The 22,464-nt window shown below is 57.9% G+C and carries 20 protein-coding genes and 1 tRNA gene; 16 read left to right on the top strand and 5 right to left on the bottom strand.

Annotated elements, in window-relative coordinates:
* The first annotated feature begins 95 nt into the window (after positions 1-95).
* The 12 genes from ACQRBR_RS09555 (at position 96) to ACQRBR_RS09500 (ending at position 10,767) form a co-directional block, all read left to right on the top strand.
* A complete protein-coding gene (locus ACQRBR_RS09555; RefSeq protein ID WP_427812862.1) occupies positions 96-884 on the top strand; it encodes a DUF1796 family putative cysteine peptidase in 789 nt (262 codons plus the stop codon).
* A gap of 220 nt (positions 885-1,104) precedes the next feature.
* Positions 1,105-1,180: transfer RNA gene (locus ACQRBR_RS09550), tRNA-Ala, on the top strand.
* A gap of 158 nt (positions 1,181-1,338) precedes the next feature.
* Positions 1,339-1,779: a hypothetical protein gene (locus tag ACQRBR_RS09545; protein ID WP_303899400.1), complete on the top strand. Its 441-nt coding sequence runs from the start codon at positions 1,339-1,341 to the stop codon at positions 1,777-1,779.
* A 31-nt stretch (positions 1,780-1,810) separates the two neighbouring features.
* Entirely contained in the window at positions 1,811-2,956 is a 1,146-nt protein-coding gene (gmd, locus tag ACQRBR_RS09540) for a GDP-mannose 4,6-dehydratase (RefSeq protein ID WP_303880671.1), read from the top strand.
* Between the two features lie 75 nt (positions 2,957-3,031).
* A complete protein-coding gene (gene fcl / locus ACQRBR_RS09535; protein ID WP_427812861.1) occupies positions 3,032-3,967 on the top strand; it encodes a GDP-L-fucose synthase in 936 nt (311 codons plus the stop codon).
* A 3-nt stretch (positions 3,968-3,970) separates the two neighbouring features.
* Entirely contained in the window at positions 3,971-4,792 is an 822-nt protein-coding gene (locus ACQRBR_RS09530) for an ABC transporter permease (protein WP_427812860.1), read from the top strand.
* A 10-nt stretch (positions 4,793-4,802) separates the two neighbouring features.
* Complete coding sequence (locus tag ACQRBR_RS09525) at positions 4,803-6,044, top strand: ABC transporter ATP-binding protein (RefSeq protein WP_427812859.1); 1,242 nt, start codon at positions 4,803-4,805, stop codon at positions 6,042-6,044.
* A complete protein-coding gene (locus ACQRBR_RS09520) occupies positions 6,038-6,700 on the top strand; it encodes a class I SAM-dependent methyltransferase (protein ID WP_289616417.1) in 663 nt (220 codons plus the stop codon). The genes ACQRBR_RS09525 and ACQRBR_RS09520 overlap by 7 nt, the downstream gene beginning before the upstream one ends.
* Before the next feature lie 7 nt (positions 6,701-6,707).
* Entirely contained in the window at positions 6,708-7,676 is a 969-nt protein-coding gene (locus ACQRBR_RS09515; protein ID WP_289616418.1) for a glycosyltransferase, read from the top strand.
* Between the two features lie 10 nt (positions 7,677-7,686).
* The gene (locus ACQRBR_RS09510) at positions 7,687-8,808 is read left to right on the top strand and encodes a DegT/DnrJ/EryC1/StrS family aminotransferase (RefSeq protein ID WP_427812858.1); all 1,122 of its coding nucleotides are present in this window, start codon (positions 7,687-7,689) and stop codon (positions 8,806-8,808) included.
* 10 nt (positions 8,809-8,818) lie between these two features.
* Positions 8,819-9,592 carry a class I SAM-dependent DNA methyltransferase gene (locus ACQRBR_RS09505; RefSeq protein WP_289616420.1) on the top strand — a complete coding sequence of 258 codons (774 nt, stop codon included), beginning with the start codon at positions 8,819-8,821 and terminating at the stop codon, positions 9,590-9,592.
* A 14-nt stretch (positions 9,593-9,606) separates the two neighbouring features.
* Positions 9,607-10,767 (top strand): hypothetical protein, encoded by a 1,161-nt coding sequence (locus ACQRBR_RS09500; RefSeq protein WP_289616421.1) that lies wholly within the window; start codon positions 9,607-9,609, stop codon positions 10,765-10,767.
* Between the two features lie 11 nt (positions 10,768-10,778).
* Here ACQRBR_RS09500 and ACQRBR_RS09495 read toward each other — a convergent pair whose 3' ends face one another.
* The gene (locus ACQRBR_RS09495; protein WP_427812857.1) at positions 10,779-11,618 is read right to left on the bottom strand and encodes a glycosyltransferase; all 840 of its coding nucleotides are present in this window, start codon (positions 11,616-11,618) and stop codon (positions 10,779-10,781) included.
* A gap of 14 nt (positions 11,619-11,632) precedes the next feature.
* Positions 11,633-12,646 (bottom strand): glycosyltransferase family 2 protein, encoded by a 1,014-nt coding sequence (locus ACQRBR_RS09490; RefSeq protein ID WP_427812856.1) that lies wholly within the window; start codon positions 12,644-12,646, stop codon positions 11,633-11,635.
* Positions 12,647-13,022: 376 nt separating this feature from the next.
* On the opposite strand from ACQRBR_RS09490, the gene ACQRBR_RS09485 reads away from it, so the two are divergent.
* The 4 genes from ACQRBR_RS09485 to ACQRBR_RS09470 all read left to right on the top strand — a co-directional run bounded on the left by ACQRBR_RS09485 (position 13,023) and on the right by ACQRBR_RS09470 (position 18,260).
* Positions 13,023-13,937 (top strand): glycosyltransferase family 2 protein, encoded by a 915-nt coding sequence (locus ACQRBR_RS09485; RefSeq protein WP_427812855.1) that lies wholly within the window; start codon positions 13,023-13,025, stop codon positions 13,935-13,937.
* The gene (locus ACQRBR_RS09480; RefSeq protein WP_427812854.1) at positions 13,934-14,947 is read left to right on the top strand and encodes a glycosyltransferase family 10 domain-containing protein; all 1,014 of its coding nucleotides are present in this window, start codon (positions 13,934-13,936) and stop codon (positions 14,945-14,947) included. The genes ACQRBR_RS09485 and ACQRBR_RS09480 overlap by 4 nt, the downstream gene beginning before the upstream one ends.
* 4 nt (positions 14,948-14,951) lie before the next feature.
* Positions 14,952-15,782, top strand: a complete 831-nt coding sequence (locus tag ACQRBR_RS09475) for a glycosyltransferase family 2 protein (protein ID WP_427812853.1) — start codon at positions 14,952-14,954, stop codon at positions 15,780-15,782.
* Positions 15,783-15,983: 201 nt separating this feature from the next.
* Positions 15,984-18,260 carry an inorganic phosphate transporter gene (locus tag ACQRBR_RS09470; protein WP_427812852.1) on the top strand — a complete coding sequence of 759 codons (2,277 nt, stop codon included), beginning with the start codon at positions 15,984-15,986 and terminating at the stop codon, positions 18,258-18,260.
* 968 nt (positions 18,261-19,228) lie between these two features.
* Here ACQRBR_RS09470 and ACQRBR_RS09465 read toward each other — a convergent pair.
* Genes ACQRBR_RS09465 through ACQRBR_RS09455 form a run of 3 tightly spaced genes read right to left on the bottom strand, consistent with a single transcriptional unit; the run spans position 19,229 to position 22,463 of the window.
* Positions 19,229-19,912 (bottom strand): phosphate signaling complex PhoU family protein, encoded by a 684-nt coding sequence (locus ACQRBR_RS09465; RefSeq protein WP_321127162.1) that lies wholly within the window; start codon positions 19,910-19,912, stop codon positions 19,229-19,231.
* Positions 19,912-20,667: a phosphate ABC transporter ATP-binding protein PstB gene (gene pstB / locus ACQRBR_RS09460; protein ID WP_006009177.1), complete on the bottom strand. Its 756-nt coding sequence runs from the start codon at positions 20,665-20,667 to the stop codon at positions 19,912-19,914. The genes ACQRBR_RS09465 and pstB overlap by 1 nt, the downstream gene beginning before the upstream one ends.
* 2 nt (positions 20,668-20,669) lie before the next feature.
* Positions 20,670-22,463 carry an ATP-binding protein gene (locus ACQRBR_RS09455; protein ID WP_427812851.1) on the bottom strand — a complete coding sequence of 598 codons (1,794 nt, stop codon included), beginning with the start codon at positions 22,461-22,463 and terminating at the stop codon, positions 20,670-20,672.
* Position 22,464 lies beyond the last annotated feature (1 nt).

The following is a 22,464-nucleotide window of genomic DNA, read 5'->3' as shown; positions in this document are numbered from 1 at the left end:
AATTTAAATATAAAATATATTTTCGATTGTAGTTTTTTTAAAAAAATATCTATAATATTTATTTTGTATAGCTAAAAACTGACAAGGAAATAAAAATGATTACAATATACAATAAATTAGCATCTAAATATAGCCAACTTGGCCTCATCGGATTTATCAAGGCAGTTTGTAAAGCGGTCAATGATGTTATCTATTATCAAATAGTATTCTGTAAAAATAAAGTGCTACGACATTTTATCAGCTTACCTCATATCAATGCAGATCTAGTTCTCAGTTTAGGTCCTGCATGTCGCCCTGCACATTACTTACGAGAGCTTGGGCTGCGAAAATTTTCTAGCCCTTTTGACTGGATGATGTGCTATGAGCTAAAAACAATTATAAATTTTTTTGAAAATGGATTTGATCTTTTTTTTAAAAATTGGGAAATAGAGTCTACAGAAAAAGGAAAATGCTGGCATGTACGTGATAAAAATACAGGCATGCTCTCAATACATCATTTTGATCGTGCATATTCTGTTGACTATACTTATCAAAATTTTATAGATAAAATGGAAAAAAGATTTAAAAATACAATACATCATATAGAAATATCAAGGATAATCTGTTTTGTAACAAATAGAGCATATGAAAAAGAAGCACTAAAAGATTTTCTTATTCATATGGAGAGAATCTTTCCTGGACATAAATTTATTAGTATCAATATTATCACAAGTAAAAATGAATATTTCGAAAAAATACAAATCAACAATAACCTAGAAATATATAATATATATTTTACTGACATTAACAAGGATGGCCCCAATAGCCGAGCTTCATGGTTGGGCAATGTTGAAAAATGGCATAAATACATCTCATGCATCAAGTTATCACCCCCCCAAAAGTAAAAAATATTTATAAATTTTTAATAGAAATCATTTCATGCATTTTACAAGTTTAAATAAATTAAGTTTAAAATATACACTAACTTTATAGATGATAGTTAGACATACAAACAAAAAATTTGCTCTATCCTCCAAGCTGCCCAGTCTGCCCTTCAAAAAAAAACTTGACCATGCCCTCCGAATGGCATACATACCTCGCTACGCCGCGTTGTGGCGTCCATGTGGGGAAGTAGCTCAGCTGGGAGAGCATCGCCTTCGCAAGGCGGGGGTCGGGAGTTCAAGTCTCCTCTTCTCCACCACAAGGAAAACCAGGGGTTACGGTGATGAGCTGCGACCCCTTTTTCTTTGCCCAGACATATGCTATCCAGTACAGAATACCGTCTAAAATAGTTCATAACCCATCCTGTCCGGCCAGATTTATCGCAAAGAATATTTTCCCCTCCAATAAGGAAGTATCATGGCAGATATTGTTTCCATCAGACACGAAGGCGAGCTATTGGCTCTCATCATTCCCGCTGATTACCGTGCTGATGGCATACAGTTCTTTACTCCTGGAACTTTTTCCCAGCAACTTGGCTACATGAACCATCCGCAGGGACACGAAATACTTCCCCATGATCATAATCCTGTTCCCCGTACAGTGGAGTGGACCCAAGAAGTCCTTTTTGTCCGGTCAGGAAAAGTACGCATGGATATCTATGCACCCGGTAGCCGGGCCTATCTTGAAAGCCGCATCCTCCGGCCGGGGGACGTGGTCCTGCTTGCCCACGGGGGGCACGGTTTTTCCATGCTCGAGCCATCGGAAATGATCGAAGTCAAACAGGGACCTTATGCCGGAGAGCAGGACAAGGAACGCTTCACTGCCATCCCTGCCGACCAGCTTCGCATCCAAGAATAATCTTCTCCTAATTTTTAACACGCACAGCAGTATGAAAAAAGCACTCATCACCGGCATCACTGGTCAGGACGGCGCCTATCTGGCGGAATTCCTTCTGAACAAGGGCTATGAAGTCCACGGCATCAAGCGCCGCTCTTCCCTGTTCAATACGGATCGTATCGACCACCTTTATCAGGGACCGCACCAGAAAGGCCGCAAGTTCGTACTGCACTATGGGGACCTTTCTGACGCCGGCAACCTGATCCGCATCATGCAGGAAGTGCAGCCGGACGAAGTCTACAACCTGGCAGCCCAGAGCCATGTGCAGGTCTCCTTCGAGTCTCCCGAGTACACCGCCAATGTGGATGCGCTGGGGACCCTGCGTCTTCTGGAAGCCATCCGCATGCTGGGTCTGGAAAAAAAGACCCGCTTCTATCAGGCCTCCACTTCGGAGCTGTTCGGCAAGGTGCAGGAAATCCCGCAGACGGAGAAGACCCCTTTCTATCCCCGTTCGCCCTATGCCTGCGCCAAGCTCTACTCCTACTGGATCACGGTCAATTACCGCGAAGCCTACGGCATGTATGCCTGCAACGGCATCCTCTTCAACCACGAATCCCCGGTACGCGGCGAGACCTTCGTGACCCGCAAGATCACGCGGGCTCTGGCGCGCATCCTGCTGGGGCTGTCCTCCTGCCTCTACCTGGGCAACATGAACGCCAAGCGTGACTGGGGCCATGCCCGTGACTACGTGGAGATGCAATGGCTCATGCTGCAGCAGGAACAGCCTGATGATTTCGTCATCGCCACGGGCCGACAGTTCTCGGTGCGGGATTTCGTCAATGCCGCAGCCGCTGAACTGGGCCTGAGCCTGGAGTGGAAGGGAGAAGGCGTGGATGAGACCGCTACCGTAAAGGCTATCGATGCGGACAAGGCCGCACAGGCAGCCCGGGGCAAGGCACTGACGATCCGTGTCAAAGAAGGGGACACCATCGTACGTGTGGATCCGCGCTATTTCCGTCCTACCGAAGTGGAGACCCTGCTGGGTGATCCGGCTAAGGCACAAGCCAGGCTGGGCTGGGCACCGCGTACCACCTTTGAAGAGATGGTGCAGGAAATGGCCCGGTACGATCTGGAGTTGGCCCTGCGTGATGCTGTGGTGGAGGACGCCGGTTTTACCAGCTTCAAGCACGAAGAATAGCAGGAAATCTCCTGCACTGCATCAGGGCGTCTTTCACCACCTATATGGCTGCCCTTTTGCCGTATCGAGGACATCATGTTGCAGAAAGACGGTAAATTTTTTGTAGCCGGGCACCGTGGTTTGGTAGGCAGCGCCATCTGTCGCGCTCTGCACCGTGCGGGGTATGAGAATCTGTGTGTTCGTAGCCATGCGGAACTTGATCTGACTGAGCAGCAGGCCGTACGCGACTTTTTTGCGGCCGAGAAGCCGGACTATGTCATCCTGGCTGCTGCCAAGGTAGGCGGCATCCACGCCAATGCCACCTATCCTGCCCAGTTCATCTATGAAAACCTCCAAATTCAGAACAACGTTATCCATAGTGCCTGGCAGAACGGCGTAAAAAAATTCCTCTTTTTGGGGTCGTCCTGTATCTATCCCAAGCTCTGCCCGCAGCCCATCAAAGAGGAGTACTTGCTCACCGGCGCCCTGGAACCCACCAATGACGCCTATGCCCTGGCCAAGATCTCGGGCATCAAGATGTGCCAAGCCTACCGCAAGCAATACGGCTTTGACGCCATCAGCGTCATGCCCACGAACCTTTATGGGACGGGAGACAACTATCACCCGGAAAATAGCCACGTGATCCCGGCCATGATCCGCCGCTTCCATGAGGCCAAGATACGGGGACTTTCCCAGGTGAACATCTGGGGAACAGGCACCCCCCTGCGGGAATTCCTGCACGCGGACGACATGGCCGATGCCTGTGTCTTCCTTCTGGAAAACTATTCTGATTTTGAACATGTGAACGTGGGCAGCCAGCAGGAGATGACCATCATGGACATCGCCCGCCTGGTGGCACGTGTGGTAGGCTATGAAGGCCAGATCCTCACCGATCCTTCCAAACCGGACGGCACACCGCGCAAGCTCATGGATTCCGGCCGCCTGTTCGCCATGGGCTGGCGCCCGCGTGTCAGCCTGGAAGACGGGCTGAGGGCGGCGTATGCGGATTTTTTAACATCTGTTGCGGAATAAATCATGTCGCAAGAACTTACCATTGAAGCCGGACACGCTGAACGCCAGTACTGGAAAGATCTTTGGCGATACCGTGAGCTGTTTCTCATCCTGACCTGGAGAGATGTGGCCGTACAATACAAACAGACCGTCGTCGGCATTCTTTGGGCTGTTCTCCGCCCATTGCTGACCATGGCGGCATTTACCATTGTGTTCAGCAAAATCGCCAAACTGCCAGCCGAAGGTGGAGCCCCTTATGCGCTGATGGTTTTTGCTGCCATGCTGCCCTGGCAACTCTTTGCCACCTCACTGGCGGCGACAGCCAACAGTCTTGTGGCAAACAGCAATCTTGTTTCCAAGGTCTACTTTCCGCGTGTCATCGTCCCGACGGCGACACTGGGTGTTGCCATCGTTGATTTTGCCATCTCCTTTATCCTCCTCTGTGGCATGATGTGCTGGTATCAGTATCTGCCGCCTATCCAGGTACTGATGGTACTTCCCCTGACGCTACTGGCCGGCCTGGTGGCCTTGGGGCCTGATCTTATCCTCTGCGCTCTCAACGTGACCTACCGGGATTTCCGCATCATTGTCCCCTTTATTACACAGTTTGGTCTGTATATTTCACCAGTCGGTTTTTCCTCCAGTATCGTCCCGGAAAAATGGCATCTGCTTTATGAGTGCAATCCTATGGTCGGCGTCATAGACGGCTTCCGCTGGGCTATCTTGGGAACCACAGATTTCCCCGGAAGAGCGTTGCTTATCAGTACTGTCTGTGCCCTTGCCTTCCTGCTGTTAGGGATCAAAATTTTTCGTCGTACAGAGCGCACATTTGCTGACGTCATCTAGGTAGATACTTATGAAACCCATCATCTCTGTCGAAGGCCTGGGGAAAAAATACACTATCCGCCATGAAGGCCAAGGTCGATACCGTGCGCTGCGCGAGGAGATATTCAAGCTGCCCCAGCGCCTCTTCCAGCGTAAGCATCAGGACAAGGAAGAATTCTGGGCTCTCAAGGATGTCAGCTTCGACATCATGCCGGGGGATAGAGTCGGCATTATCGGCCGCAACGGTGCTGGCAAATCTACGTTGCTTAAGCTCCTTTCCCGCATCACCGAGCCCAGCACCGGCAAGATTACTTTGCGCGGACGTGTGGCCAGCCTGCTGGAAGTAGGCACGGGCTTCCATCCCGAGCTGACCGGCCGCGAGAACATCTTTCTCAACGGCGCCATCCTCGGCATGAGCCGGGCGGAAATCCGCCGCAAGTTCGATGAGATCGTGGACTTCGCCGGCGTGGAAAAATTCCTGGACACGCCGGTCAAGCGCTACTCCTCGGGCATGTACGTCCGCCTGGCCTTTGCCGTGGCCGCGCATCTGGAGCCGGAGATCCTCATCGTTGACGAGGTGCTGGCCGTGGGCGATGTGGAATTCCAGAAAAAATGTCTTGGCAAGATGGAACAGGTCGGCAAGGACGGCCGCACGGTGCTCTTTGTCAGCCATAATATGGAATCCATCTCCCTGCTGTGCACCAGGGGGATCCTTCTTGCAAACGGCCAGGTGCGGCATGACGGCGATATACAGTCGACGCTTGCGGCCTACCGGGAAGACATCCTGCATGCGTCCCACGAGCTCGATCATCTGCTCCATGTGGGCAATGGCGACTTTTGCCTGACAAATATTGAGATCTTTGGCATGAAGGACGATATTATCCGGCCTGTGGAGACCGGCCAGGATATGCACTTGCGGCTCGTCTATCGCCCCGGCAAGATGGGGAGCGACAAGGAGTTCGGCAAGATGACGCTGGAGGTCCGCATTTCGGACATGCTGAGCCGGTCGGTCATCTGGGTCAGTACGGCGGCCTTTCCCGAAAAGAATACCGGGCGGCAAACGCGCTTCACCTTCCCCAAACTCCCTCTGATCCCCGGCGATTACTTGTTGAACGTCTGCGCGCGTCGCAACTCCGAGATCGTGGACTGGATCCGTGAGTATTCCTTCACTGTCCATCCGGGTACATATTACGGCACCGGTTTCATCCCTTCCGCCCAGCAATCTTCGGTTTGCCATGACTTTTCGTTTGAGTGCGAGGACAACGTATGCTGAAAAAATTTTTGCGGCGCTGCCACAATGCCGTCAGCAGAGACACTGCCCAGCAGACGCTGGCTGCCCGCTTTTCTCTTTTCCTGTCGCCGCTGCTGCAGAACTGGGCCTATATCCCCTTCACCAACTGGGCGCCCGGCCCTGAGTTCCTCTGCCACATCGCCAATGAGATATGCATCAGGCAGCGCCGGACCATCGTGGAATTCGGCTCCGGCGTCAGCACCATCCTCATGGCCCGGCTGGCAAAGATAAATGCCCTTGACGTGCAGATCTATTCCATCGACCAGAATCAGGACTGGCAGGATCGGGTCGCCGCCATCTGCGCCGCGGACAAGACGCTCGGGCCTGTCCACTTCCTGTGCCGCCCCGCCCGCCTGGAAGACGGAAAGCATGACGACGCTCCGGTCGATATGGTCATCGTGGACGGCAAGGCGGAGGCGACAGCCGAAAGTCGCGCGACGGCGCTGGATTTTGTCGCCCCCCATCTGGGGCCTTCTTTCGCCATCTTTCTGCACGATACCGACAGGGCCGCGGAACAAGCCATCTTTGACGGCTGGAAGAAAAAGATCGCCTGCACGCACATCATCACGGCGGATCGCTATGCCGTCCTCCTGAATGATGCGGCCATGTTCGACACCACCCCCCAGAACCTTTGCTGAGGAAACCATGCCGGCGCCTATCGCTGTCTTTGCCTTTAACCGGGCCGATAATCTTGCACGGACCCTGCAGGCGCTCGCTGAAAACGAGCTGGCGGACCAATCCTCCCTCACCATCTTTTGCGACGGACCGCGCACCGAAGAGGAACGCCAAAAAACGGACGCCGTCAGGCGCATCGCCCGTGCGGCCAGCGGTTTTGCTGAGGTGACCGTCATCGAGCGTGAAGAGAACCGGGGACTCAAGAAAAGTCTCATCGCCGGCATATCCGCCATCCTTGAAGCACATGACAGGATCATCGTCGTGGAAGATGACATCCTCACTTCCCCGTATTTCCTGAAATACATGAACGATGCCCTTGACTGTTACGCCGATGTCCCGAACGTCGGCTCGGTGAGCGGCTATTGCGTCAAGCACCGCTGCCCCGCCCCGCCAGAGACCTTTTTTCTCCGCGGGGGCGAATGCTGGGGCTGGGCCACCTGGAGGGATCGCTGGCGGCTCTACAGCCCTGACGGCGCGGCCCTGCTGCGCGAACTGCGCCGCAGGAAGATGACCCGCGCCTTCGATTTCGACGGCTGCTGCCCCTCGACGAAGATTCTTGAGGACGCCGTTGCCGGCAGGGTCGATTCATGGTTTATGATGTGGACGGCCACCCTTTTCCTGCGCGGGCTGTACACGCTGTATCCGTCCCGCTCGCTTGTCCTGAATATCGGTTTTGCCAGCGGCACCCATTCGCACAACGCGACGCACACGCAACAGGAGCTCGCTGCCGCGCCGGTGACGGTCCGTCCCCAGCCCGTCGCGGAGGATGGCGCCATGCTGCGTGAGGTGAAGCGGTGGTACAGGCAGAACATGAAGGAGACGTTGACGCGGAAAATGCGGATCCTCCTCAAGGAGACCCTCGCTTCCCTCAGACGCGGAGGAATTCTGGCAACGCTGCACAAGATATCGCGCTATGTCGCAAGGCATATCAAAAAATAGGAGACCCGCCATGACGCGCTTCCTCCCCGTCTGCGAGCCCATGCTCGCCGGTAATGAGTTGAAATATATTACCGATGCCGTCTGTACCGGCTGGATTTCCTCCGCCGGGAGCTATGTCACAGCATTTGAAAAAGCCTTTGCTGAATACTGTGGCCTCAAGCATGGCATTGCCGTCTGTAACGGTACTGTAGCTCTGCACTTAGCTTTACGCGCCCTTGGAGTGCGACCGGGCGATGAAGTCATCATTCCGGACTTCACCATGATAGCCTCGGCGCTGGCGGTCTGTTATTGCGGTGCGAAGCCCGTCTTCGTGGATGCTGATGCTACCACATGGAATATGAACGTCTCGGCCGTGGAACAGAAGATCACTTCTGCCACAAAAGGGATCATGGCCGTTCATATTTTTGGAAATCCCTGTGACATGACCGCATTGCAGCGGATCGCCGACCGACATGGCCTCTGGCTGATGGAAGATGCCGCGGAAGCGCATGGAGCCATCTATCATGGAAAAAAAGCCGGAGCGCTATCGCGTATCGCGGCATTCAGCTTCTTCGCCAACAAGAACATCACTACGGGCGAAGGCGGCATGGTCGTTACCGACGATGACGAGCTGGCTGCCGCCTGTCGCTATTTCAAAAACATGTGCTTCCCCCTGGACGCCCCCCGCACCTATCTGCATGCGGATATCGGCTATAACTACCGCATGAGCAACCTTCATGCCGCCATCGGTCTGGCCCAGACCGAAAAGGCCGATGACTATAAGGCACTACGGCAGGCACACGGCAGCCAGTATCGGGAACGCCTGTGTACTATCCCCGGTGTGCTACTCCAGGAGGACACAGCCGGCAGCGAAAGTGTCAACTGGATGAACGGGCTGGTCATCACGCCGGACTACGGACATTCGCGGGACGAGCTCATCGCCCATCTGCGAGACCACGGTATTGACACCCGACTTTTCTTCAACGGGATGCACCGTCAGCCGGCGCTGAAGGAATTCGGCTGCGATTGCGGCGGGGACTATCCCGTTTCCGACTGGCTGGCGGACAACGGCTTCTATCTGCCCAGCGGGAGCAACCTGCGGGCAGCGGATATCGACCGGGTCTGCGACGTCATCGCCGCCTTTGCCCGCTAAAGGAGGCCTTATGACTATTTTTGGCGATTATGCGCGCTATTACGATGTGCTTTATCAGGACAAGGACTACGCGGGCGAAGCGGATTTCGTCCTTTCCTGTCTGGTGCGCCGGCAGGGGGAGCCCCGCACGCTGCTTGATCTGGGCTGCGGCACGGGGCGTCATGGGCTGGAGATGGCCCGCCGGGGCGTCAGCGTCACCGGCGTGGACATGTCCGCCACCATGCTGGAAATGGGCCGTCAGGCGCTGGCCGCCGCGCCGGATCTGCCGCCCGGCGTGACGCCGCCCCGCCTGCTGGAAGGCGATGCGCGGACCGTTCGGCTCGATGCGCGGTTTGACGCCGTGACCAGTCTGTTCCATGTGATGAGTTACCAGAATACGGAAGAAGACGCCCTTGCCGTGCTGGAGACCGCCCGTTGCCATCTGAAGCCGGGCGGCTGCTTTTTCTTTGATTTCTGGTACGGGCCGGGCGTGTTGACCGATCCGCCGACGGAGCGTGACCGCATCATGGAAGATGCGCGGACGCTCGTCCGACGGCATGCCCGCCCCGTACATCGCATCAGCGACGATGTCGTGGATGTCCATTACGACATCCGGCTGACGGACAAGGCCACGGGCCGTGAGTCGTCCTTGCGCGAAGTACATGCCATGCGCTACTGGTTTTTGCCGGAATTGCACTATCTGGCGAGGCAGGCAGGCTTTTCGCATGCGGCGGAAGGCGCGTGGCTGGACCATGACATGCTCTCCGGCATGCCATGGAATGCCTGGATGCTGTTGGAATTATAACAATACGATTTATTATGCGTATAGCGATTATCCATTATCACTGGTTTCTGCAAATACATGGGAAGCAAATCATAAATGCTCTTGCAAAAAAGGGTATACATATCGATGCATACTTTATTGATATGATCGACATGTACGAAACTCTTGAATTTCATAAAAATGTAACAGTTTATAAAAGAAAAATAGATTCTGCTTCCTTGCGGATTCTGTCAACATTTTTCCATCGCATCTATCGCAGGCTACCTTTTTCCAGAAAAATTATCAGCTTTTTTTTTGATATGATTTTACTAGCTAGAACAAAATTCCTTCATCCCGTCAATAAGTATGATTTGTGTATCGGTATTGATAGTGGTGGAGGACTGATTGCGCAAAAATTTTCTCAAGAATCAGGCTGCCCGTACATCTATTATTCACTAGAAATTTCTGATCAAGAAGATTTTAGTTATGAGTTGTTACTTGGCGCGATTTCAAAAAAATCTTTAATGAGCATGGAACATGCATCTGCTGTTTTGATACAGGATAGAAGCAGAGCTGACTTTTTATCACAGAAAGTTCAAGTTAAAAAATATATATTCTTGCCTGTTTCTGTAGAAAAGAATAATGCCAGAGGGGAAAAAGCTGGGAAAATATGCTTGGCTTTCGGAAATAATCATTTTTTTAAAGAGGAGGATATCGTTGAACTCTCCCGGAAAACTCCCCAAAATTGGAAGATCCTTTTCCATAATACGAATTTATCACGCGAAAAAAAGATCATAGAAAAATATCATATCGATAATATCATCATTTCCGAGGGTTTTCTTCCCCAAAATGAGATTGAGGATTTGATAGCATCGTCTTCTGTCGGATTAGCGTTTTATGGAAATTGGAGCGAAAATGAAAAAAGGATAATTTTTTCATCTGAGAAAGTCGCTCGCTACTTATCACATGGCATACCGATAATCACCAATACGCTTGGGAATGCCAATACTCTTTTCGGCGAAATACCCTGTGGAATTGCTATCGAAGCTATCTCGCATATAGGCAGCGCACTGCAGGAAATAGAAAAAAAGTACGATCAGTTTTCTGCCAATGCTTTTCTTGCCTTTGAGCGATACTATAATTTTGATACAAATTTCCAAAAAATTTATCCAGAACTTCTGAGTATCAGTCATACAGCCATGCAAAAACGCAACTAGCTTCATCTTCTCTATCTCTTCCAGCATGGCGGCAGACCGCGCCACCTGCGCAACGTATCGAGGAGCGTTGCGCCCCTGTCGGGGCCCAGCAGGCGAAAGGCGCTGCTCACCAGACCGGCCTTGCACAGCATCCTGGCCCGGCGCGGCGTCCAGACGCCGGAAAAATGCCGCGCGGCGACACGGGCATTCTCCCAGGCGGCGGCAAACTGGTTCTCGGGGCGGGAGGATATTCCCCCTTCCAGCATGACGCACACTTCGAACGGCAAGGCCATGGCTCGGCTGTCCTGCCATGTGCGGCAGAGAAAATCGTAATCCGCGCTTATCCTGAGGCGTGTATCAAACGGATGCGCCGCCGCCACTTCCCTGCGGATGACGATCCCCGGAAAGGCCGCGGGAGGTTCATATGCCAGGCGGGCCTTTCCGCCATGCAGCACAGGCGTGGACTGAAAGCGGCAACGCCCCCTCGCGTCCAGCATGCGTACGCTTCCGGCGGCAAAGCAGATGCCGGCGGCGGCCTGCCGCAGCAGCGCCGCTGTTTTGCCCAGAACGTCCGCGTCCGAGAGACGGTCGTCGCTGCCCAGGAAGAGCAGCCACTGACCGCGCGCCCGGGCCACGGCCCTGTTCCAGGCGTCATAGATGCCGCTATCCCGTTCGGAGAGCAATTCGATGGCGGGGATGCCCGACGCCCGCTCAAGAAGCGCCAGCGTGCCGTCGCTCGAGCGGGCATCCTGCACCACGAGCTCAAAATCCCGGCAGTGCTGTTCCGACAGGCTGGCGAGCAGGACGGGGAGCGTTTCGGCGGCATTGCATGTTGCCGTTATGATGGAAAAAAAGGGGGCTGTTGCCGTCATGCTTCCTCCTGCGGCTACCGTGCCCTTTCCGCACGCAGCCGCCCCCACAGGCGGAGCAGCTCGGACGGAGAGGTCAGGATCGTACGGAGCGTGATGCCGCATCCCCAGAGCAGCACGCGAAAAAAATCCCACGGATTGCGGGCAAGCACCCGGCCGGCGGCATGGCGATGTCCATGCAGCTGGCGGTACAGCTCCCGCATGGAAGCTGGCGACGACAGCCGCCAGCGCATCACGGCCCAGAGATCGGGCCGCGCCGCGCGCTCATGGGCCCGCAGGAAATCAGGGTCGTCCTCCCAGTGGCGGGCGACGAGGATCCGGCTGTGCAGTCGCGACAGCGCCCGCGCTTCCGCGGAGATGGAATGTTGCACGCTGTTCAGGCGTATACGGATGCGCGTCAGGGGGCTGTCCACCCGCGCGACCGGTCCGTATTGCGCCAGGCGTGCCCACATGTCCCAGTCTTCGCCGAATTTTTCCCTTTCGGCAAAGAGTCCGGCCCGCAGCAGCAGGTCCCGCCTGGTCAGCACGGCAGAGGCGGAACCCACGACGGGGTACAGGCCCAGTCGTATGTTGTCGAATGTCGGCGGGACATCCTCATTTCCCGTATGGAGCGGGACATTGACAGGATGGCCCTGTTCATCGACGGCTTCGGCAAGCGTGTGTGAAAAGGAAAATCCGCCCTGCTCCATGACGGCGAGCTGACGCGCGATCTTGTCCGGCTCCCAGAAGTCGTCCGCATCAAGAAAGGCCACAAGGGGCGAGCTGGCGGCAAGGATCCCTCTGTTGCGGGCGGCGCTTGCGCCTTGGTTGGGGCCGTTCAGCAGCAAAATCCGCTTGTCTTTTGCCGCCATTGCGGCTACTTTTTGTGGTCCGGCATCCGTGGAGCCATCATTGACGATGATTATCGATTTGACGGGAGCTGTCTGTTCCTGGACGGAGCGTATAGCCTGCTCGATAAATTCGGCGCAATTATACAGCGGGATAACCACATCGACATCTGCCACGATACACCCCTGTCTTTTCAGCATCATGCTCTCTCTAATCGCTCCCGTATGCAATGTCAATCGCATACCCTGGCGCCCCCCTGGCCCCATCAGAAGAAAGGCCGTGTCGGCAGGCGTGACAGAGACAGCTTCCGGCGCACTGCCGCGCGGGCTGAGGCCGTATGGCTGGCGGCATTCGATGGAGCGCAGCCCGGCGGCCTGACGCACGCCCTCCCCTGCCGGCATATCCTTTCCATTGCGGATCGCCGGGAGCAGCGTCTCCGCACCGTCCCATCTCCGGCGATCAGGCGTCGCCATTGCCGGGCAATGGCGACATCATGCGGGCATATTCAAGGGCGTTTTCTGGCTCAGGAAACAGGGAAGATACCCGTTCCCACAACGCTGTAGCGGATAGACCATCGCCATGTCTCTCATATCGATCATCATCCCCGCCTACAATGCGGAAAGGTTCCTGCAGGAGACCTGCCGATCCCTTCTTGCCCAGACTTGTCCCCACTGGGAAGCCCTTATCATCGATGACGGCTCTCAGGACGCGACCGCGGATGTGGCGCAGGCATTCTGTGCCCAGGATGGCCGCTTCCATCTCATCTCACAAGCCAACGCGGGCGTCTCCGCTGCGCGCAATGCCGGAATCGACGCGGCTCACGGCGATTTCATCGCCTTTCTGGATGCCGACGACATTTGGGAAACCAGCGCCGTGGCGCAATTTTTGGACGTGTTTACATCCTGCCCCGAGGTGGATATCGTCTGGAGTGATGCCATTCGCTTTGACAGCGTCACCGGAAAGACAAGGCCCGTCATCTGGAAAAACTACCTGGCCACAGGGGATCCCTGGCTGGATATGCTGATACATCATTACATACCGATCTCCGGCGTCTGCTGCCGGGCCTCCCTTCTGACGCCCGACATGCGCTGGCGGACAGACATCACGCATGGCGAGGACAGAGACTTTTTGCTGCGCATCTTGCGTAACCATACCGCGCGGAAGCTTGCGATGCCGATCCTGCACAGCCGCGAACATGCCGCATCGGCCAGCCATAACGCACAGGCCGCCCTGCGGGGGGAACAGGCCGTCATGCGGGAACACCTTGCGGATGTGGGCATCCCCCGCCGCATACGCCGCAGGGCATGGTCAGCACTGGCTTTTCGCTGCGCCGTCATTTCGGCATTCGTCGCGCACGATCCCCTGGCCGCCATGCGGTGGTATGTACTTGCCATCCTCCGCGATCCGCTCAATATCAACAATTACCTGCTCCCGTTGCGGAAAGCGTTCCTCTCACTGACTCATCGTCAACGCGAGCAAAACAGTTCCATATGATGAAGATCCCGCGCTGTCTCTTTGCTACCCAGCATGCCGCATGGCCCTTTTTCCGGCAGACTGAAGACGGTCACGGGCATATGTCAGCCTGCGCGTTTACCCTCGATCCCGGTGAGGAGACGGACTGGCTGGCCGTTTTCGATGAACCGCCCGCCGGTTTGCTGACGCGCGTTCCCAGGGACCGGCGCGTCGTCTTCATCACTGAGCCTCCAGAAGTGAAGGTCTACTCCCCTTTCTACCTGCGGCAGTTTGGGACGATCATCAGTCCCTATCCCATCCGCGGCGGGCATGCCTCCCGCCTTTTGCTGGAGAATCCCTGCCTCAACTGGCATTATGGCGTTGATGGTTCCTCGGCGGAGAAGACATCCAGGATCAGGACGCTGCAAGATCTTCGCGAGATGCCTGTACCGCGCAAAACGAAGCTGCTTTCCGTCATCTGCTCAACCAAGACGTTCACCGAAGCGCAAAGAAAGCGCATTGCCTTCGTGGAGAAGCTGAAGGCTCGCTTTGGCTCGCAGATCGACATTTTCGGCCGGGGGAGACGTCCTATCGCGGATAAGGCGGAAGCCATAGATGCTTACCGGTATCATCTTGTCCTTGAAAATAACTACATGGATAATTTCTGGACGGAAAAGCTCTCCGATGCCTGGCTTGGCTATGCCTTTCCCGTGTATCTCGGCGCTCCCAACGCTCCCCGGCATTTCCCCCAGGGAGGCATGCTGGCGTTGCGTCCTGACGATGATGCCGGCAATCTCGATGTTATCGAACGGCTGATCGCGGAGGACCCCTGGGAATCTCGTCTGCCTGTCCTGCGGCAATGCAGGGATATGGTCCTTTCTGACAACAATCTCTTTGTCAGGCTCGATAAACTGATGCGGTGCGGCAGCGAAACAGTCCGCCATTGCCCGCCATTGCCAAAGCCGCAAAAAATACATGGCACGGGGCGTCTATGTACAGCCCTCCTGCGCCGGGCCGTACGCTACGGCTTGTATACCCCCTTTGCCAGTTAGCGTCATGGCCGATACTCCTCGCCTTGCCCTTTGCGTCGCCACCGTCGGCCGCATCACGGAACTGGACAGGCTGCTGACCTCGCTTGAGCGGCAGACCCACGCCGGTTTCCACATCTATCTGGCAGACCAGAACGCGCCCGGCGTGCTGGACAGCATGCTGGCACGCCATGCCTCCCTGCCGCTGACACGTATCCTGCTGCCGTCACGCGGCGTATCGGCGGCGCGGAACCATCTGCTCCCCCTGGTCGCGGATGAGGAGATCCTGGTTTTTCCCGATGACGACTGCTGGTATGCGCCGGACACGCTGGAACAGGTCGTGGCTGCCTTCCGTCGCCATCCTGAGGCCGGCGCCGTGCTGGGCTTCTGGACGTCCTCTCCTCAGGCAGCGCCGCCGAGCAATGTCGAGCGACAGCTCTCCGCCGCCGCCCTGTTTTCGCAAGGCGGGACCTGCGTGCAGTTTTATCGTGCCCAAGTCGTCAAAGGCCTTCGCTTTGATTCCAGACTTGGGCCGGGTACAGGCTTGCCCTATGGGTGCGGCGAGGATACGGACTATCTGCTGGAGGCCCACAAATGCGCGCCGGTCTGGCGCTGCCCTTCCATCCGCGTCTTCCATCCCTCGCCGGATACGCATGTGCCGTCTGATGCCAAGATCGCCAGCTACGCGGCCAGCCGCATGTATCTGCTCAAGAAACATGCCTTCCCGCTCTGGTTCCGCTGTGCCAATGTACTCTATCCCTTGTGCATGCTGCCAATGGATGCATTGCGCAAAGGTCGCAAGGCCGCACGGTATCGCTGGCGCATGTTCGTGGAGCGGCTTCGCCATTTTTCATCATGACATGAAGGAAAAGCCACCCGGTAACGGGTGGCTTTTCCACACTGCTGCCGCAACACGCTGAAGCATACATAAAAAACTCGCCTCCCCCACTCTCCCAGCCCTTCTCTCCTCTGCATTTTCCCGCCGCCGTCACCGTTTTGTAACAAAACCTGCCTACACAGAATATGCCTCATTCTCAGACTATTCCGCAGGAGACGGGACGTGGAAAGCATCTTTCTACTCATACTGGTATTTCTGGCCATCCTGGCCGCAGTGGACCTTTTCGTGGGCGTCAGCAATGACGCCGTCAACTTCCTCAACTCGGCCATAGGCTCGCGCATCGCCAGCTTCAAGGTCATCATGGTGGTGGCCAGCATCGGTGTGCTGCTGGGCTCCACCTTTTCCAGCGGCATGATGGAGATCGCCCGCAGCGGGGTCTTCAATCCCGAAATGTTCACCTTCAACGAGATCATCATCATTTTCTTCGCCGTAATGATCACCGACGTCCTGCTGCTGGACGCCTTCAACTCCATGGGCCTGCCCACCTCCACCACCGTGTCCATCGTCTTCGAGCTGCTGGGCGGTGCCGTGGCCGCGGCCCTCATCAAGATCTCCACCTCGGACATCCTGCTCTCCCAGCTGGGGGACTTCATCAACAGCCAGAAGGCCCTGGCCATCGTGTCCGGCATCCTCATCTCCGTGGTGGTGGCCTTTGTGGCCGGCGTGGTGGTGCAGTACATCACCCGCCTGATCTTCACCTTCCACTATGAGCGCATGTACCGCCGCATCGGCGGCATCTTCGGCGGCCTGTCCCTGACGGCCATCTTCTACTTCCTGATCATGAAGGGCGCCAAGGGCGCGTCCTTCATGAAGCCGGAATACCTGGCCTGGATCAATGCCCACACCCTGCCCATCCTGCTGGTGCTGTTCACGGGCCTGAGCGTGGTGCTGCACCTGCTCATGGTGCGCCGCGGCGTCAACATCTTCAAGATCGTCATCCTGGCCGGCACCTTTGCCCTGGCCTTCGCCTTTGCCGGCAACGACCTGGTCAACTTCGTGGGCGTGCCCCTGGCCGCCTGGGAAAGCTGGCAGCAGTTCACCGCCAGCGGCATGGCCGCCGACGCCTTCACCATGGAAGGCCTGCGCAAGGCCGTGCAGACGCCCACCTTCTACCTGCTGCTCTCCGGCCTGATCATGGTGCTGACCCTGTGGTTCTCCAAAAAGGCCCACCGTGTGGTGCAGACCTCCATCAACCTGAGCAGCAGCACCCGCGGCGATCAGGAACAGTTCGGCTCCTCCCTGCCCGGCCGCCTCATCGTGCGCGCGGGCCTGAGCGCCAACAAGACCCTGCACCAGATCCTGCCCAATTCGCTCTTCACCGCCCTTGAGAGCCGCATGCAGCCCGTGGAACAGGTCAAGGGCGCGCCCGTGCTGCCCTTCGACCAGGTGCGTGCCGCCATCAATCTGGTGGTCTCCAGCATCCTCATCGCCTCGGCCACGTCCCTCAAGCTGCCCCTGTCCACCACCTATGTGACCTTCATGGTGGCCATGGGCTCCTCCTTCGCCGACGGCGCCTGGAACCGTGAGAGCGCCGTCTACCGCATCTCCGGCGTGCTGGCCGTCATCAGCGGCTGGTTCCTGACCGCCATGTGCGCCTTCAGCGCCTGTGCCCTGGTCACCTGGGCCCTGTTCGAGGGCGGTAGCGTGGTGGCCGTCATCTTCATGCTGGTGGCCGTGGTCAGCCTGGTGCGCTCCAACTTCTTCGGCAAAAAGAAGGAAGAGAGCAGCTTCGACATCGTGGCCGACAACACCGACAAGGACAGCATCCGTGCCAATATCGGCGCTTCGGTGGACGAAAGCATCGATACCGCCGTACGCCTGATGCGCGAAGGCCTCACCGCCTTCCAGGCCGAGGACGAGAAGGTCCTGAACCGCTGCAAGAACGAAGCCGTGAACCTTTTCGAAGACATCTCGCGCTCCCGCGGTTCCTACTACCGCATGGCCCTGCGCGGCGGTGGCGACGATCTGGACAACGAAGCGCGGCACATCTACTACCGCATCTTCAACGGCATGAAGGAACTGAGCCATGAGCTGCGCTCGGTGCTGGGCATGTCCGCCAACCACATCGCCAACCGCCACCGCCCCTACAGCGGCGCGCTGGGCGACAATCTGGACAAGATGCTGGGCATCCTGGAAGACGCCGCCCGCCACTTCCGGGCCTATGCCGCGGGCGAAGGCTCCCGCGCCGAGCTCTCGGCCTATGCCGACCACTGCTCTTCCCGCATCAGCAAGATCCAGATCGAACTTTTGCAGCGCATCGATACCGAAGGCCTGTCCATGCGCAGCAGTGACCTGTATCTGAACTACCTGCAGTTCGCCCGCGCCTTCATCAACCGTTTCACCATCGTGGCTCTGCTGGAACGCGACCTCAACGACGCCTGCCGCCGCAACGCCGCCCGCAAGGAAGAAGAAACGGCTGCCGCTTCGGCCCAGGCCTAAGACCGGCCACAAACGAAACGAGCATCGACGGAAGGGGCCTCTCCCGCATGAGAACGAGAGGTCCCTTCCTCCCGATCCTCGCTCCCATCAGTCCCTCTTCAGACAGTACGGCATGCATGCCCGGTTGCAGACATGACCGTGCGCCCTCCCGCGGACAGTCCCGGAAGCCTGTCCGCCATCGGGAATAACGAAGCCCTCCGCATGGAGGGCTTTTTTGCCTTCTGCGGCCTACCAGGACATTCTGGAACGCTCCCCGCGTGAAGAAAGGCCGCACGGCTCCGAAACATCGCCCCTGCCTGATGGAGGACCGGTGTAAGCCTTGCTGAAAGTCCGGCACGGCATCCGCCTTCCCTACCGAAGCATCCCCAAGCCGGAGCATCACAGACAGCTTGTCAGACAAGACGGCCTCCCCCCCGCCGGCCAGCAATCGCCACGAAACGGGCAGGCTGCCGGGCAGCTCCCGTGTTTCCTCCCGGCGTCGTCCGCGTCCCGGCACCTCCAACATCCCATTCACTTCCCGCCAGCCCTAAAAGACCGTCATCTGCATGGATAGCGTCCCGCCCTGCGGCGTGCCATGCCTCCAGCCTTATCAAAGCGAATGCCCGACGGATCCGCCTCTTCATCGCAGAAAGGCCCATTCCTATACATTCCAGAGGTATTCCAGCGGCCCGGAAGCAAACGAGAGAAAGAAAAGCTCCGCCCCTCTCCACTCCCCAGCATCCCCCCTTCCTCCTCTCCGGCCGTATGGCATGCCTTATTTCAAACAGCCGCCAGACAACGACGGGGACTTTCGCCCCGACCTGAAGAAAAGTTTTTTCAGGGATGGGGAGAGCACGAGAGGGGAAGGGGCAGTTTTTACAAAAAACGCCCCTTCCCCTCTCGTCATCCCCCTGCTCCACAGCCCAACAAAAAAGCGGGGCAGTCGCCTGCACCCGCTTTTACCGGAAAAACAAAAGAACGATGATGTACTACTTCTTGTCGCCGCTGTGCTTGAGGCTCTGGCCGTGCTGCATGAAGTAGACCTGTTCGGCCAGATTGACGGAACGCCGCCAGATGCGGGTCAGAGCACGTACCACCAGCAAAGTATGCATGACCAGCTGGGGATCGGGGCGCTTGCCTTCCTCCTGGCGCAGCAGCTCCAGCAGGCGCTGCACGATGCGCATCTCGTTCTGCAGGGCCTCGTCCTCGCAGTTGCGCAGGGCCAGGGCCTCCTGCCCGTTGCCTTCGCGGAAGCAGTCCATGGCGCGCATGAAGGCCTCGCGGGCACGCTGCATCATGCCGCTGACCTCGTCCGCCAGGATGCGGCGCCCGGGCACGTCTTCCATGAGCACGGTCTGCTCGGCCACGGTCACGGCCTCGTCACCGATGCGCTCCAGATCCACCACCATGCGCAGGGCGGCCACCACAAAGCGCAGATCACCGGCTACGGGCTTGATGCGGGCCATGAGGCGCAGGCACAGCTCGTCGATCTCGTTTTCCAGGGCGTCGATGGCCGTATCACCGTCACAGACGGCGATGGCGCGCACGGCCTCGCCTTTTTCATAGGAGCGCGCAGCCTCTTCCAAAGCGATGTCCACTTGCGCATACATGACCAGCAGGCGCGTGCGCAGCGTGGCCAGCATGTGCTGGGGCGTGTAATCCTGAAGAACCATTAACCGAACCTGCCTGTGATGTAATCTTCCGTCTCTTTCTGGGACGGACGGGTGAAGATGACGTCCGTGCTGTCGCTTTCCACCAGACGGCCCATGTAGAAGAAGGCCGTCCGGTCGGAGATGCGAGCCGCCTGCTGCATGCTGTGGGTCACGATGATGATGGTCAGCCCTTCCTTGAGCTCCACGATGCTCTCTTCCACCTTGCGGGTGGCGATGGGGTCCAGGGCGCTGGCGGGCTCGTCCATGAGCAGCACCTGCGGTTCCACGGCCAGGGCACGGGCGATGCACAGGCGCTGCTGCTGGCCGCCGGAAAGGCCCAGGGCCGAGGAGGAAAGGCGATCCTCCACTTCGTTCCAGAGGGCGGCGCGGCGCAGGGCCAGCTCCACCTTCTCGGTGATGAGGTTCTCGTCCTTGACGCCGTTGACGCGCAGGCCGTAGGCCACGTTCTCGAAGATGCTCTTGGGGAAGGGGTTGGGCTTCTGGAAGACCATGCCCACCTTCTGCCGCAGACGCACCACGTTGGTGCGGGGCTGGTTGACGTCCTCGCCGTCCAGCATGATGCGGCCTTCCACCCGGCAGCCGGGGATCAGGTCGTTCATGCGGTTGAGACAACGCAGGAAGGTGGACTTGCCGCAGCCGGAAGGCCCGATGAGGGCCGTGACGCCGCCGGCCTCGAAATCCAGGCTGACATCCTGCAGGGCGTGGGAAGCGCCGTAATAGACGTTGATCTTCTGCGCCGAAAGTGCTGTTGCCATAACTACTCCTGCACGGGCGTCCGGGGGGCGTCCGCGCGCCTCAAGGTAAAGATGATGGCCGTGCTGCCGTCTTCCGCCGGGCTTTCCGCCCAGATGCGGCCGCCGTGCCGTTCGATCACATGTTTGCAAATGGCCAGGCCCAGGCCCGTGGAATTCTGCCCGCGATGGCGCTCCACCTGATAGAAGCGCTCGAAAATGCGCGGCAAATCGTCCGCCGGGATGAGCACGCCGTCGTCCACTACGCGGATGACCACGTCGTCGCCTTCCACCCGGCCCGTGACGCGGATGGCCGTCTCTTCTTCGGCATAGCGGCAGGCGTTCTCCAGCAGGTTGCGGAACACCAGCGTCAGCAGGCGATCGTCGGCCAGCACGGGGGGCAGTTTTTCCAGATGGCCTTCCAGACGCAGCTTGCGTTCCTGCAGGCGGGTCTGGCACAGGCTGCCCGCCTCATCGAGGGTGGCGGCGCATTCCGTGGGGCAGAGCTCCAGGGCGCCTCCCTGCCCTTCCAGACGGGCCAGCACCAGCAGATCCTCCAGCATGCGGGCCAGAGAACAGCTGTGACGGTAGATGATGGCCGCAAAGTGCTGCGCCTGTTCCGAGGAATCCATGCTGAGCAGGGTCTCGGCATAGCCCTGGATGGCGGTCAGCGGCGTGCGCAGCTCATGGGAGACATTGGCCACGAAATCGCTGCGGATGCGCTCCAGCTGCATCAGGTCACTGATGTCGCGGAAGACCAGCACCGCGCCCAGACGGGCATCGGCCAGTACGGGCAGGGAGATGAGCACCGAGAAGACCCGGCCGCCCAGATGCAGCTGCACCTGGCGCAGGGAACGGGGCACATCCAGATCCTCGTCCCCGTTGCCGGAGGACGAGCGGGCCACCTGGGCGGAGCGCAGCATGGCATCCACGGCATCCTGCAGTTCGGGCGAGGGGATCACCTCGATGACCGGGCTGCCCGCCATGTCGGTCACCTGGGGGAAGAGGCGGGCAAAGGCGCCGTTGCAGCGGCGGATGCGGCCCTGCGGCCCCAGCACCAGCACGCCGTCGCTCATGGTGTTGAGCACGCTCTCCAGCTGGGCGGTCTTGTCCGAGGCGATGCGCACCTGCTCGCCGATGCTGTCGGCCATGCGGTTCACGGCCTCGGCCAGGGGGGCGAACTCCGTACCCGGCAGACGGCGCAGGCGGCGTTGCAGGCGGCCGCGGGAAATGGCCGAGACAACGTCCACCATCTGGCCCAGGGACCGCCGCATGGCGCCGGAGATGAAGGCGGCCAGCACCACGGCCAGCACCACGGCCAACAGGATCATGGGCGCGAAGACATACAGACGCTTCTGGATGAGCAGGTTCACGCTGTCCAGCGGCAGGGCCAGACGCAGGATGCGCCCGTCAGGCAGGTTGCGGGCCGCGTAGGCAAAATTCTTGTGCAGGGTGCCGCTGGCGCGCAGGGAGTAGCCCTGCCCTTCGCTGCGGGCCTGCACCACTTCGGGCCGGTCGCCGTGGTTGTCCATACCTTCGGGCGAAACGCCGCCGGTCTCCGCCAGCACGTTGCCGTCGGCATCCAACAGCGAAAGCCGCAGGTCGGGCAGGTCGAGCACCCGGGCCAGGACCTCCAGATCGTTTTCGCCGCGCAGCAGCAGTTCGCCCGCCACGCGCGCCTCGCGCAGCAGACCGGTACGAGCTTCATCGAGCTGGCGCTCTTCCAGCCATTCGCGTGTCAGCCACAGGGAAAGCCCCGCGGCCACCGCGGCCACCAGCAGGATGGCCCAGAAGATCCGGGCCCTAAAAGAACGGAACATC

Source organism: Desulfovibrio sp. SGI.133 (assembly GCF_050313955.1).
Classification (GTDB): domain Bacteria; phylum Desulfobacterota; class Desulfovibrionia; order Desulfovibrionales; family Desulfovibrionaceae; genus Desulfovibrio.
Note: the sequence above shows the minus strand (reverse complement) of the source record. Positions and strands in the feature narration are given on the sequence as shown.

Excerpts from the sequence above, each read along its gene's own strand:
- ACQRBR_RS09500 (WP_289616421.1), top strand. The coding sequence starts at position 9,607 with ATGCGTATAGCGATTATCCATTATCACTGGTTTCTGCAAATACATGGG.
- ACQRBR_RS09530 (WP_427812860.1), top strand. The coding sequence starts at position 3,971 with ATGTCGCAAGAACTTACCATTGAAGCCGGACACGCTGAACGCCAGTAC.
- gmd (WP_303880671.1), top strand. The coding sequence starts at position 1,811 with ATGAAAAAAGCACTCATCACCGGCATCACTGGTCAGGACGGCGCCTAT.
- ACQRBR_RS09490 (WP_427812856.1), bottom strand. The coding sequence starts at position 12,646 with ATGATGCTGAAAAGACAGGGGTGTATCGTGGCAGATGTCGATGTGGTT.
- ACQRBR_RS09520 (WP_289616417.1), top strand. The coding sequence starts at position 6,038 with ATGCTGAAAAAATTTTTGCGGCGCTGCCACAATGCCGTCAGCAGAGAC.
- ACQRBR_RS09545 (WP_303899400.1), top strand. The coding sequence starts at position 1,339 with ATGGCAGATATTGTTTCCATCAGACACGAAGGCGAGCTATTGGCTCTC.
- ACQRBR_RS09555 (WP_427812862.1), top strand. The coding sequence starts at position 96 with ATGATTACAATATACAATAAATTAGCATCTAAATATAGCCAACTTGGC.
- ACQRBR_RS09475 (WP_427812853.1), top strand. The coding sequence starts at position 14,952 with ATGGCCGATACTCCTCGCCTTGCCCTTTGCGTCGCCACCGTCGGCCGC.
- ACQRBR_RS09515 (WP_289616418.1), top strand. The coding sequence starts at position 6,708 with ATGCCGGCGCCTATCGCTGTCTTTGCCTTTAACCGGGCCGATAATCTT.
- ACQRBR_RS09505 (WP_289616420.1), top strand. The coding sequence starts at position 8,819 with ATGACTATTTTTGGCGATTATGCGCGCTATTACGATGTGCTTTATCAG.
- ACQRBR_RS09495 (WP_427812857.1), bottom strand. The coding sequence starts at position 11,618 with ATGACGGCAACAGCCCCCTTTTTTTCCATCATAACGGCAACATGCAAT.
- ACQRBR_RS09525 (WP_427812859.1), top strand. The coding sequence starts at position 4,803 with ATGAAACCCATCATCTCTGTCGAAGGCCTGGGGAAAAAATACACTATC.
- ACQRBR_RS09485 (WP_427812855.1), top strand. The coding sequence starts at position 13,023 with ATGTCTCTCATATCGATCATCATCCCCGCCTACAATGCGGAAAGGTTC.
- pstB (WP_006009177.1), bottom strand. The coding sequence starts at position 20,667 with ATGGCAACAGCACTTTCGGCGCAGAAGATCAACGTCTATTACGGCGCT.
- fcl (WP_427812861.1), top strand. The coding sequence starts at position 3,032 with ATGTTGCAGAAAGACGGTAAATTTTTTGTAGCCGGGCACCGTGGTTTG.
- ACQRBR_RS09455 (WP_427812851.1), bottom strand. The coding sequence starts at position 22,463 with ATGTTCCGTTCTTTTAGGGCCCGGATCTTCTGGGCCATCCTGCTGGTG.
- ACQRBR_RS09465 (WP_321127162.1), bottom strand. The coding sequence starts at position 19,912 with ATGGTTCTTCAGGATTACACGCCCCAGCACATGCTGGCCACGCTGCGC.
- ACQRBR_RS09480 (WP_427812854.1), top strand. The coding sequence starts at position 13,934 with ATGATGAAGATCCCGCGCTGTCTCTTTGCTACCCAGCATGCCGCATGG.
- ACQRBR_RS09510 (WP_427812858.1), top strand. The coding sequence starts at position 7,687 with ATGACGCGCTTCCTCCCCGTCTGCGAGCCCATGCTCGCCGGTAATGAG.